The sequence below is a fragment of the Citrobacter sp. Cpo091 genome (assembly GCF_030332645.1).
Lineage (GTDB): Bacteria > Pseudomonadota > Gammaproteobacteria > Enterobacterales > Enterobacteriaceae > Citrobacter > Citrobacter portucalensis.
Genome location: NZ_JAOWHL010000037.1, coordinates 69084 through 81825 on the forward strand (window position 1 = coordinate 69084; position 12742 = coordinate 81825).

Annotated in this window: 11 protein-coding genes; 3 read left to right on the forward strand and 8 right to left on the reverse strand. The window is 52.6% G+C overall.

What is annotated here, in order from left to right; all coding sequences use genetic code 11:
- Window positions 1-103: 103 nt before the first annotated feature.
- The 8 genes from OGY04_RS15540 to syd form a co-directional block, all read right to left on the reverse strand.
- Window positions 104-1246 carry a glycerate kinase gene (locus OGY04_RS15540; protein ID WP_008785686.1) on the reverse strand — a complete coding sequence of 381 codons (1143 nt, stop codon included), beginning with the start codon at window positions 1244-1246 and terminating at the stop codon, window positions 104-106.
- A gap of 82 nt (window positions 1247-1328) precedes the next feature.
- Window positions 1329-2669, reverse strand: a complete 1341-nt coding sequence (gene gudD, locus OGY04_RS15545; RefSeq protein ID WP_003034111.1) for a glucarate dehydratase — start codon at window positions 2667-2669, stop codon at window positions 1329-1331.
- 20 nt (window positions 2670-2689) lie between these two features.
- The gene (locus OGY04_RS15550; protein WP_234103216.1) at window positions 2690-4030 is read right to left on the reverse strand and encodes an enolase C-terminal domain-like protein; all 1341 of its coding nucleotides are present in this window, start codon (window positions 4028-4030) and stop codon (window positions 2690-2692) included.
- 2 nt (window positions 4031-4032) lie between these two features.
- Window positions 4033-5385, reverse strand: coding sequence for a galactarate/glucarate/glycerate transporter GudP (gene gudP / locus OGY04_RS15555; RefSeq protein WP_048215647.1), 1353 nt, complete (start codon window positions 5383-5385; stop codon window positions 4033-4035).
- 343 nt (window positions 5386-5728) lie between these two features.
- On the reverse strand, window positions 5729-6178 hold the full coding sequence (locus OGY04_RS15560) for a flavodoxin (RefSeq protein WP_003825676.1): 450 nt from the start codon (window positions 6176-6178) through the stop codon (window positions 5729-5731).
- A 19-nt stretch (window positions 6179-6197) separates the two neighbouring features.
- Window positions 6198-6980, reverse strand: coding sequence for a tRNA pseudouridine(65) synthase TruC (truC, locus tag OGY04_RS15565; protein WP_286585588.1), 783 nt, complete (start codon window positions 6978-6980; stop codon window positions 6198-6200).
- Window positions 6980-7309, reverse strand: coding sequence for a YqcC family protein (locus tag OGY04_RS15570; RefSeq protein ID WP_115454806.1), 330 nt, complete (start codon window positions 7307-7309; stop codon window positions 6980-6982). Before OGY04_RS15570 ends, truC begins: the two co-directional genes overlap by 1 nt.
- Window positions 7310-7942: 633 nt before the next feature.
- Complete coding sequence (gene syd / locus OGY04_RS15575; protein WP_032944836.1) at window positions 7943-8488, reverse strand: SecY-interacting protein; 546 nt, start codon at window positions 8486-8488, stop codon at window positions 7943-7945.
- Window positions 8489-8556: 68 nt separating this feature from the next.
- Between syd and queF the strand changes: the two genes are divergently transcribed.
- From queF to OGY04_RS15590, 3 genes are all read left to right on the forward strand, one after another.
- Window positions 8557-9405: an NADPH-dependent 7-cyano-7-deazaguanine reductase QueF gene (gene queF, locus OGY04_RS15580; protein WP_003825665.1), complete on the forward strand. Its 849-nt coding sequence runs from the start codon at window positions 8557-8559 to the stop codon at window positions 9403-9405.
- 113 nt (window positions 9406-9518) lie between these two features.
- Entirely contained in the window at window positions 9519-10883 is a 1365-nt protein-coding gene (gene ppnN, locus OGY04_RS15585) for a nucleotide 5'-monophosphate nucleosidase PpnN (RefSeq protein WP_003034076.1), read from the forward strand.
- Between the two features lie 560 nt (window positions 10884-11443).
- Entirely contained in the window at window positions 11444-12733 is a 1290-nt protein-coding gene (locus tag OGY04_RS15590; RefSeq protein WP_003034073.1) for an HAAAP family serine/threonine permease, read from the forward strand.
- The last annotated feature ends 9 nt before the right edge of the window (window positions 12734-12742 follow it).

The following is a 12742-nucleotide window of genomic DNA, read 5'->3' on the forward strand; positions in this document are numbered from 1 at the left end:
CGCATCGGGCAGTAAACGCCTTATCCGGCCTACAGGTTTCGCTGTTTGCCGTAGGCCCGATAAGCGTCGCGCATCGGGCACATCGACGAATGCGGCTAACAATTCAGCGTAATTGCTGCCCTGCTTTAAGCGTTGCGGCTACGTTTCGCGCCGTCATTCGTACGTTGTCGCTCGCGTTCTTCAGCGCCTCATCCAGGGTACAAATGGAGTAGATGACGCTGAAAACCGCATCCAGCCCATGCTCGTGTACGACCCCCACATCGGCCGTCAGGCTACCTGCGATACCGATAACCGGCTTGTTGTAACGCTTTGCGACCTTCGCCACGCCAACCGGAACCTTACCGTGAATAGTCTGACTATCAATGCGCCCTTCACCTGTGACCACTAAATCCGCATCCGCAACGCAGGCATCAAGGTGTAACGCATCGGTCACTATCTCAATACCGCAGCGTAACTGTGCGCCGCAAAACGCATACAGTGCCGCCCCCATACCACCCGCCGCACCACCACCGGCCAGATCCAGCACGTTGACGTCCAGATCGCGGGCAATGAGTTGCGCATAGTGCGTGAGCGCCCGATCCAGGCGGGTAATCATCTCCGGCGTCGCCCCTTTTTGCGGACCAAAAACCGCAGATGCGCCCTCTTTTCCAGTCAACGGGTTGGTCACATCGCAAGCAACTTCTATACGGCACCCGGCAAGACGGCTGTCTAACTGAGAAATATCAATCCGGGACAGAGATTCCAGACCGATTCCGCCTTGCGCAATTTCGTTATTTTGCGCATCCAGCAGTTTTGCTCCCAGCGCTTGCACCATCCCGGCACCGCCATCATTGGTGGCGCTACCGCCAATCCCAATGATGATATGCTCAACGCCAGCGTCCAGCGCATGACGGATTAACTCCCCGGTTCCCCAGGATGTCGTTTTCAGCGGATCGCGTAACCCCACAGGAACCTGTTCCAGTCCGCTGGCGGCCGCCATTTCGATAAACGCCGAGCGCTCATCACCAGATAAACCATAAAATGCCTGAATTGTGTTGCCCAAAGGGCCGGTAACATCAACATGCACAAGGTGACCTTGCGTTGCGGCAACCATCGCTTCGACCGTTCCTTCACCGCCATCTGCAACCGGAATCTTCACGTAATCCGCATCGGGCCAGATCTCACGAAACCCCAGCTCTATAGCCGTTGCCACCTCAAGCGCACTCAAACTTTCCTTATAGGAATCGGGTGCGATTACTATTTTCATAAAGCATCCTTACGCATGTTGATTATGTTAAGCATACACCAGGAGCAAAACCGCTCACTCTATAGGAGCGGTCCTGGATCACTTAGCGAACCATGCACGGACGCTTATTATCAAACGTCCAGTTCGGGATAAGATACTGCATACCCATCGCATCATCACGCGCACCCAGTCCATGTTGCTGGTACAGTTCATGCGCTTTCATGACCTGATCCATATCCAGCTCCACGCCCAGACCCGGTTTTGCCGGAACCTGCACCATGCCGCCTTTGATTTCAAACGGCTCTTTGGTCAAACGCTGGTTGCCTTCCTGCCAGATCCAGTGGGTGTCGATAGCGGTAATTTTTCCTGGAGCCGCCGCCGCAACATGCGTAAACATCGCCAGCGAAATATCAAAGTGGTTGTTAGAGTGCGATCCCCAGGTCAGCCCGAACTCATGGCACATCTGCGCCACACGGACAGAACCCTGCATAGTCCAGAAGTGCGGGTCCGCCAGTGGGATATCCACAGACTGCAACGACAGTGTATGCCCCATCTGACGCCAGTCGGTGGCGATCATGTTGGTGGCGGTCGGCAGACCGGTGGCGCGGCGGAACTCCGCCATCACTTCACGCCCGGAGAAGCCCTGCTCCGCACCACACGGATCTTCCGCGTAAGCCAGAGAGCCTTTCAGGTACTTACCAATTTTGATCGCTTCATTCAGCGACCACGCGCCGTTTGGATCCAGCGTCACGCGCGCCTGCGGGAAACGTTTCGCCAGCGCAACAATGGATTCCGCTTCTTCTTCTCCGGCCAATACGCCGCCTTTCAGTTTAAAGTCGTTAAAGCCATATTTCTCATACGCCGCTTCCGCCAGGCGCACTACCGCATCCGGGGTCATCGCTTCTTCATGACGCAGACGATACCAGTCGCATTTCTCATCCGGCTGACTCTGGTACGGCAGCGGCGTTGCCTTACGGTTACCCACGAAGAACAGGTAACCCAACATTTCAACTTCACTACGCTGCTGGCCATCCCCCAGCAAAGAGGCGACGTTTACGCCCAAATGCTGACCTAACAGATCCAACATGGCCGCTTCGATCCCTGTAACCACATGAATAGTGGTACGTAAATCGAAGGTCTGCAAACCGCGACCGCCCGCATCACGATCGGCAAAAGTATTGCGTACTGCATTCAGCACATTTTTGTATTCACCTAACGTTTTACCTACCACCAACGGGATCGCATCTTCCAGCGTTTTGCGGATTTTTTCGCCGCCGGGAATTTCACCCACGCCGGTATGACCGGAGTTATCTTTAATAATCACAATATTGCGCGTGAAGAACGGAGCATGTGCGCCGCTCAGGTTCATCAACATGCTGTCATGACCCGCAACCGGAATAACCTGCATAGAGGTAACCAATGGGGTAGAAAATTGTGCGCTCATAATTAAGTCCTTATTCAAAATTAGTGGCGGCCGAAAACGGGACGTTTACGGTCAAAAGTCCATCCGGGGATCAGATACTGCATTGGGCCTGCGTCATTACGCGCGCCGCCGGGCAGCGCCTTATAGGCTTCATGCGCTTTCTGTACCTGAGCCCAGTCCAGTTCCACGCCCAGACCGGGCGCATCGGGTACCGCAATTTTTCCGTTTTTAATCTCCAGCGGATTTTTGGTCAGGCGGCAATCGCCCTCCTGCCAGATCCAGTGGGTATCAATAGCCGTTGGATTACCCGGTGCAGCCGCACCAACGTGGGTGAACATCGCCAGGGAAATATCAAAATGATTGTTAGAATGGCAGCCCCAGGTCAGGCCCCAGTCGTCGCATAACTGTGCCACGCGTACCGCGCCAGAAAGGGTCCAGAAGTGCGGATCGGCCAGCGGAATATCTACTGAATTCAGCATCACCGCATGGCCCATTTCACGCCAGTTGGTAGCTATCATGTTCGTTGCTACCGGCAGACCAGTTGCACGGCGGAACTCGGCCATCACTTCACGGCCAGAAAAACCCTGTTCAGCGCCGCATGGATCTTCGGCGTAGGTCAGAACATCGTTCAGCCCTTTACACAGGGAGATGGCTTCATCCAGCAGCCAGGCACCGTTGGGATCAACCGTAATACGCGCATCCGGGAAGCATTTTTTCAGCGCACGAGCGGTGTCGATTTCCTGCTCGCCAGGCAGTACACCACCTTTGAGTTTGAAATCTTTAAAGCCGTAGCGATCCTGCGAAGCCTGAGCCAGACGTACCACTGCCTCACTGTTCATCGCTTGCTGATGACGCAGGTGATACCACTCATGGTTTCCCGGCGTACTTTCCAGATACGGTAAATCGGTCTTTGTGCGATCGCCCACGTAGAACAGATAGCCGAGTACGGTGACCGCATCGCGCTGCTTGCCCGGCCCTAACAGTTCACAAACCGGCACGTTCAGCGCCTTACCCAGCAGGTCGAGCAATGCGGCTTCCAGCGCCGCTACCGCATTGACCCGTAGTTCAAAGGTCCAGGCGCCTTTGCCAAAGGTGTCAAAATCAGCGGCCTGATTGCCTTTATGCACCTGCTGTACCACCTTATTCAGGCGCGCCACTTCCTGGCCCAACACCTGCGGAATCGCATCCACCAGCGTCTGATAAATCACTTCGCCACCTGGCGCTTCACCGACACCGGTGTTTCCGGCATTATCGGTGAGCACCACAATATTACGAGTAAAGTATGCGTTATGCGCGCCGCCAATATTGAGCAGCATGCTGTCATGACCGGCCACCGGGATGACCTTCATATCGGTAATAACGGGACTCGATTGTGTTGTCATCATCATTGTCCTGCGACAGGTTTCAGTTCGATACGTTTAATATCGCCCACCAGCACCAGATAGCTCACCACCGCAATCAGCGCATGTACCCCGACGTAAATCAACGCGCCGTTAAACGAGCCGGTAGTCCCGACGATGTAGCCGATAGCAATTGGCGTGACGATGCCGGAAATGTTGCCAAACATGTTGAACAAACCGCCGCTCAGACCGCTGATCTCTTTAGGTGCGGTATCAGCCATCACTGCCCATCCCAGCGCACCGATACCTTTGCCGAAGAAGGCCAGCGCCATAAAGCCGATGATCATCCACTCCACATTGACGTAGTTACAGAACACCATCACCATCGACAGCAGCATACCGAGTACGATTGGCGTTTTACGGGCGATATTCAGCGAACCGGTACGGCGCATCAACCAGTCGGAAATAATGCCGCCGAGCACGCCGCCGGCGAATCCGCAAATGGCCGGAACCGAAGCAACAAAGCCAGCTTTCAAAATCGACATACCGCGAGCCTGTACCAGATAAACCGGGAACCAGGTGATAAAGAAGTAGGTCAGCGCGTTAATGCAGTATTGGCCGATGTAAATCCCGATCATCATCCGTGAACCCAGCAGCTGTTTGATTTGCCCCCACTTCACGCTAAACGGCACTTTTGTTTTGGCTGCCGCCTGATCCATGTTGATCAGCGCCCCACCTTCGGCAATGTACTCCAGCTCTTTTTGGTTTACGCCTGGATGCTGGTTAGGTTCATGAATCACCTTCAGCCAGACGAAGCTGATAACAATCCCAAGACCGCCCATAAAAAAGAACACATGCGACCAGCCCACTTCGTGGGTCAGCCAACCCATGATTGGCGCGAAGATAACGGTGGCAAAGTATTGCGCAGAGTTAAAGATAGCGACCGCTGTGCCCCTTTCCTGTGCCGGGAACCACGCCGCCACAATACGACTGTTGCCGGGGAAGGAGGGCGCTTCAGCTAAACCGACGAGGAAACGCAGGGTAAACAGCGCAACGATAATGCCGAAACCACTGAAGATATCGACAAAACCCTGCAGCAGGGTAAACATGGACCAAATAAAGATGGACCAGAAATAAACGCGTTTTGAACCAAAGCGGTCGAGCAACCAGCCGCCGGGGATCTGGCCGATAACATAGGCCCATGAGAAAGCGGAGAATACATACCCCATCCCTACCGCATCCAGACCAATGTCTTTGGCCATCTCCGAACCGGCAATGGATAAGGTGGCGCGATCGCCGTAGTTGAAGGATGTGACGATAAACAGCATCACCACTATCCAGTAGCGAGCGTTAGTGCGTTTTTCCGCGCTGCTCGCCGCCTGACTTAATGAACTCATTGTTGCACTCCTGAATCCTGGCTTTCGCCAGTTCATTCTGTACAGCACCTGTAGGGTGATCAGAATGAGAGGTTAGTGTGTGGCAGTGTTGGTACAGCTCAGGGCCGTTTTATTCTGACTCGCTGCCATTCCGGGAACTGACGGGAAAAGTATATGAAGGAGTGCCACTGACCCTCACCGTGCATGAACACAACATTAGGGAGGCAGTGAGAAGTTGTTTGGGGCATAAGCCCAAAGTAGTGGAAGTTAGTTCACGTAATTGGGGTTTTATTGCCGGGTGGCGGCTTCGCCTGGCCCGGCTTGCGGTTCAAATGGGGGTTGCATGCCCGTACGAGCGAGGGAGTTATTTAAGCAAGGTTCCCCAGTTTTCTACCCAGGGATTGGATTCGCTTTCCGGTTCAGGATGCTCGCTGGCATCAATCAGCAGCATTTCTCCTACACGGTGGGCGCTTTGTTCCTGCAACAAGGCATCGAACTGTTTGCCGCCATTGCAGAAATTAACGTAGCTACTGTCGCCCAGCCCAATTACCCCGTAATGCAGATTTGGCTGGAAACCGAGATTATCTTTGATCCCCTGAAACAGCGGCACGATGCTATCCGGCAGATCGCCCTGCCCGGTCGTGGAAGTCACCACCAGTACATATTTATCCTGATATGCCTGCCAGTCGCTAAGCTCCGGATCTTCGAACACCGTAGCTTTATGACCCTGCGCCGTCAAAATAGCTTCGGCCTCTTCGGCAACCAGCAGCGCGTTTCCGTACATCGTGCCGACAAAAATTCCAATTTCCGCCATAACCGTAATCTCCTGGGACTTAAGAATCTATCTGCTCATCCTGACCTGACAGCCCGTTGAACTCAACCCTTTCATTCTCAGGGAGAAGTCCACGCCAGCCAAATTGTGATAACGCCTGCATCCAGAAGTCATCCAGCCCGGCGCGAATAACCAGCGGTTCGCCGGTGAAAGGATGGGTCAGCGCAAGCTGGCTGGCATGCAGCATTAATCGCTGACAACCAAAATGCTCTGCGGCGCTGCGATTTTGCCGCAAATCACCGTGCTTGCTGTCGCCGATAATCGGATGGCGCAAGTGCGCCAGATGGCGTCTGAGCTGGTGCTTGCGACCGGTTTTAGGGTCCAGCTCCACCAGCCCGTAACGAGTAGTCGGATAACGCCCGGTCGCTACCGGCATTTCTACCGTTGCCAGGCCACGATAATGAGTGACAGCAGGCTGCGGGCCTTTATCATCGCGGGCAAACTTATCGGCAATCTTATCCAGCTCTTCGACCAGCGGGTAATCCAGCACGGCATCATCCATCAGCCAGCCACGCACAATCGCATGATAGCGTTTCTGAATTTGATGATGTTCAAACTGCTGGGACAGCAAACGTCCGGCTTCGCTGGACAGTCCCATCAGCAGTACGCCGGAGGTTGGTCTGTCGAGACGATGGGCGGTAAATACGTGCTGACCAATTTGGTCACGCACCGTTTGCATCACCACCACTTTCTCATCCCGGTCGAGCCAACTGCGGTGAACCAACCAGCCTGAAGGTTTATTGACGGCGACCAGCCATTCGTCCTGATAAAGAATTTCCAGCATCAGGCGTTATCACTTGTAAACAGCGCATCCAGCTCCTGCAATGCCGCCAGGAGAATGTCGCGTTGCGGATGATCGGCTGCCAGCGCCATTTCGTAATACGGTGCAACAGCAAAAGCCTGCGGAAGCGGCTGCGCGTTATCGAGTAGCGTATGCATGCGGGGAATCAGCACCCATTGCAGCCACTCGACCGGCTCCATGGTATCCATACAAAAAGGCTGCGTACTGGTAAACAGATGCTCTGCTGGCTCATCCATCCGCCAGTGATGATGTTCACGCAGTAGCGCTTCAAGTGCGTGTAACTGCTGGCGCACACGGTCATGAGTCGTCATGAAATTAACCTCAATGATGAAAAAATCTGGCGCGAAGAATAGCACTAGTGGAGGGGAAATAAAAAAAGGGAGCACTGTAAAAACAGTGCTCCCGGTTCGTTTCGCAGCATTCCAGCTACTTTTAGTGCTCCCTGCTCATCCGTGACAACTTTTCCTGTGGTCTTGCGACCGTGTTCATCCTGAACTTTTGCATCCTGCTCACATCACCCCGATGTGAAAACTTCATCCTGAAGTATCCTGGCCATCCAGACCCGCCGAACATCCTGACCGGCTCTCATTCTCCATCCTGGAGGTGTCCTTTAACGCATCCAGCGTCTTCCTCTTTGCTTCGTCCTGAAGCCTGTCCTTGCAACACCGTCCTGGTGTGTCCTGGCGAAGAGCCATCATCCTGATGTTCTCTTCGTTGTGCGACTCCTTGTCGACAGATATAGAATCGCCTGTTTCGCTTTGTCTTACAAGATGCTTACAGGCTTACCCTTACGATTATTTTCGTATGAAAGTTGACAATAAAACACTAACCAATTGAATAATAATAAATTATTATTTTATCAATTCATTAAGTCTTTACTTATCACCTGGCAATGTCCTACAGGGTTTGTAAGAGATCTCTCACAAGGTTCAGGGCAAACTGGATTACAGAACTGGCTTAAGTTGAGTGAGGAATTCCGCAAGTGAGGCCGCCAGCACCGTTCGTTTACGGGTTCCCAGCGTTTCTTTGCACACTTCACCGGACAGATTGCACACCGAAATGACGTCAAGCTCATTATCTTGTGTGGCAATAAAAAGCGTAGGTGATAGCTTGAGGCGCTTTTGCGTAACCAGATGACCAATCAGGTTTTCCTGAACGCGCCTGAAGTCATCTTCACTCCAGGTTTGCAGCAGCGTGAGCTTTTCATCCGCAAACTGCGCGTGCATATCACCAGCAAACTGGGTGGTGTAAAAAGCGTGAACGGCAGGTTGTACCACAATATCAAAGGCCCGTTCAACCGCATTGAGGTTATTTTCGCCGACAAAAGGTTGAGGCTGCCAAAATACCGCATCGTCTGTGGAAGAAATGATACACGGAGAAGGTACGCCATACAGCTCTTCGCTGAGCGGCCAACTGTTGTTTTTTTCATGCCATGCGTCGCAATAACGCGTCGTAAAGGCTATCAACGCCTGCGCTGTCAATTCGTCCACTGATTTCTCTCTTCACAAAAGCCAGGATACACTTGTCGCATAGTGTATCTGGTTTATGACGGTGAAACATGTCCTCTTATGAAAATCATCAGGCGCTTAACGGCCTGACACTCGGTAAATCAACGGATTACCGAGACAATTACGATGCAAGTCTGTTGCAGGGCGTTCCGCGCAGCCTGAATCGCGACCCGCTGGATTTAAAGGCCGATAACTTGCCTTTTCACGGTGCGGATATCTGGACGCTATATGAACTGTCGTGGCTGAATGCCAACGGCTTACCGCAGGTTGCGGTCGGTCATGTGGAGCTGGATTACACCAGTGTAAATCTGATTGAATCGAAAAGCTTTAAGCTGTACCTGAACAGTTTTAACCAGACGCGTTTTGATTCCTGGGACGCGGTACGCCAGACGCTGGAAAACGATCTGCGCGCCTGCGCTCAGGGCGATGTCAGCGTGGCGCTGTACCGCCTTGACGAACTGGAAGGGCAGCCGATAGCCCACTTTAATGGGACCTGTATCGACAATCAGGATATCGTCATCGACAACTATCAGTTCAGCACTGCGTATCTGGAAAATGCCGTGAGCGGTGAAAAGGCAGTCGAAGAGACGCTGGTCAGCCACCTGCTGAAATCCAACTGTCTGATCACCCACCAGCCCGACTGGGGCTCCATACAAATTCAGTATCGTGGACGGAAAATCGACAGAGAGAAGCTGCTGCGTTATCTGGTCTCCTTCCGCCACCATAATGAATTTCATGAGCAGTGCGTGGAACGTATTTTCAATGACATTCTGCGCTTCTGCCAGCCAGAGAAACTGAGCGTCTATGCACGCTACACGCGACGTGGCGGCCTGGACATTAACCCATGGCGCACCAACACCGATTTCACTCCGGCAACCGGTCGTCTGGTACGTCAGTAATCTTTTTTCTCAATTTTGCGTGCCGGATTCCGCGCGCAAGGTTGTGAAAGGTCATAAGCCAGGGCTATTGTAATCAATAGGGAATGACGTGTTGCGTCCCATAAGGAGTTTACTTGATTACACATATTAGCCCGCTTGGCTCAATGGACATGTTGTCGCAGCTGGAAGTCGATATGCTTAAACGCACGGCCAGCAGCGACCTGTATCAACTGTTTCGTAACTGTTCGCTTGCCGTTCTGAACTCCGGCAGTTTGACCGACAACAGTAAAGAACTGCTGTCCCGCTTTGAAAGTTTCGATATTAACGTACTGCGCCGCGAACGGGGCGTGAAGCTGGAACTGATCAACCCACCTGAAGATGCGTTTGTTGATGGACGCATTATTCGTGCGCTACAGGCTAACCTGTTTGCCGTACTGCGCGACATTCTGTTCGTCAATGGACAGATCCATAACGCCGGTCGTTTTCAGCATCTGGATCTCGAAAGCTCGGTGCATATTACCAACCTCGTATTCTCGATCCTGCGTAATGCCCGGGCGCTGCACGTCGGTGAAGCGCCGAACATGGTCGTCTGCTGGGGCGGTCACTCAATCAACGAAAATGAGTACCTGTATGCCCGTCGCGTCGGCACTCAGCTGGGTCTGCGCGAACTGAACATCTGTACTGGCTGCGGTCCGGGGGCGATGGAAGCGCCAATGAAAGGCGCTGCGGTCGGCCACGCCCAGCAGCGATACAAAGACAGCCGCTTTATTGGCATGACCGAACCGTCAATCATCGCCGCTGAACCGCCTAACCCGCTGGTAAACGAACTGATCATCATGCCGGACATTGAAAAACGTCTGGAAGCGTTCGTGCGTATCGCTCACGGTATTATCATCTTCCCGGGTGGCGTAGGGACAGCAGAAGAGCTGCTGTATCTGCTGGGGATCCTGATGAATCCGGCCAACAAAGATCAGGTTCTACCGCTGATCCTGACCGGACCAAAAGAGAGTGCGGATTACTTCCGCGTGCTGGACGAATTTATCGTGCACACGCTAGGGGAAGATGCGCGTCGCCACTATCGCATTATCATTGACGATGCGGCGGAAGTTGCGCGTTTGATGAAAAAAGCGATGCCGCTGGTGAAAGAAAACCGTCGCGACACAGGAGATGCATACAGCTTTAACTGGTCGATTCGTATCGCGCCCGATCTGCAGATGCCGTTCGAGCCGTCCCATGAAAACATGGCCAACCTGAAGCTGTACCCGGATCAACCCGTTGAAGTATTGGCCGCCGATTTACGGCGTGCATTCTCCGGTATTGTGGCAGGTAACGTGAAGGAAGTCGGGATCCGCGCTATTGAAGAGTTTGGCCCGTACAAAATCCACGGTGACCGCGAAATGATGCGCCGCATGGACGATCTCCTGCAGGGCTTTGTTGCACAACATCGTATGAAGTTACCGGGCACTGCGTATATCCCTTGTTACGAGATCTGCGCCTAACCTTCAACACCCGCTAGCAGCGCTATAGCGGTGACAGTTTTGTCCATATCAAAGCCGGGTTTGGCGCACTTGCCTCCCGGCTTTTTTTAGTGATACCAGTCACATAGCTCCGACAATCATATAAATACCAGTGATGATTCATAAAAAACAGCGCGTCACGCAAACGATTACCTTGAAAAACCAACCGTGATTTATCTTAGAAAATTATTATTAGTCGCCGAAATCATCTAAAAACAACAGTTTTTACAGCTGAACACGCCTATCTTCGCGCCTTCGCTTTCATGAGATATGTCGTTAATGTTAGCCTTCGCGCCCGTAAATTCGCTTTGACTATTTTTTAACAGATTAATGGCCCAAATTTATCCACATAAAAGGTGGATTATTGCATTTGGGATCCCGATCACTGATACATTCATTACTAAAATGTATCTTTCCGCCCGAAAATTATTACGGCGAAAAATTATATAAAAATCGCTCAACGAATTTCGATTTACAGTCGGGTACTTTCTCATTGGATTGACCCCAAACCCGACTTTTTAAGCTTCCTCCAGGAGAAATAGATGGAAAACACTCAAACCAGCACTATCGTTACGGGCCAGACCCGCAGCGCATGGCGCAAAACAGACACCATGTGGATGCTGGGCCTTTACGGCACGGCGATTGGGGCGGGTGTATTGTTCCTGCCGATTAACGCAGGCGTAGGCGGTATGATCCCGCTGATCATCATGGCGATCCTTGCCTTCCCAATGACCTTCTTTGCACACCGCGGTCTGACTCGCTTTGTGCTGTCCGGTAAAAATCCGGGTGAAGACATCACCGAAGTTGTAGAAGAACACTTTGGTGTTGGTGCAGGTAAACTGATTACCCTGCTCTACTTCTTCGCTATCTACCCGATTCTGTTGGTTTACAGCGTAGCAATCACCAACACGGTTGAAAGCTTCCTGACCCACCAGCTGGCGATTACGCCGCCGCCGCGCGCAATCCTGTCACTGATCCTGATTGTCGGCATGATGACCATCGTGCGCTTCGGTGAGCAGATGATCGTTAAGGCGATGAGCATCCTGGTATTCCCGTTCGTTGCGGCTCTGATGCTGCTGGCGCTGTACCTGATCCCTCAGTGGAGCGGTGCGATTCTGGAAACCATGTCTTTTGACTCTGCGGCAACCACCGGCAACGGCCTGCTGTTGACCCTGTGGCTGGCAATTCCGGTAATGGTGTTCTCCTTCAACCACTCCCCGATCATCTCCTCCTTCGCCGTGGCGAAGCGTGAAGAGTACGGTGATGAAGCAGAGAAAAAATGCTCCAAGATTCTGGCATTCGCTCACATCATGATGGTACTGACCGTTATGTTCTTCGTCTTCAGCTGCGTGTTCAGCCTGACTCCGGCAGACCTGGCAGCAGCGAAAGAGCAGAACATCTCGATTCTGTCTTACCTGGCGAACCACTTTAACGCGCCGATTATTGCCTGGATGGCACCGATCATCGCGATTATCGCTATCACCAAATCCTTCCTGGGCCACTACCTGGGCGCACGTGAAGGCTTCAATGGTATGGTGATTAAGTCTCTGCGTGGCAAAGGCAAATCCATCGAAATCAACAAACTGAACAAAATCACTGCGCTGTTCATGCTGGTAACCACCTGGATTGTGGCTACGCTGAACCCAAGCATCCTCGGCATGATTGAGACCCTGGGTGGCCCAATCATCGCGATGATTCTGTTCCTGATGCCGATGTATGCCATTCAGAAAGTACCGGCAATGCGTAAGTACAGCGGCCATATCAGCAACGTCTTCGTTGTGATTATGGGCCTGATCGCTATCTCCGCTATTTTCTACTCTCTGTTCAGTTAATTCCCCTGC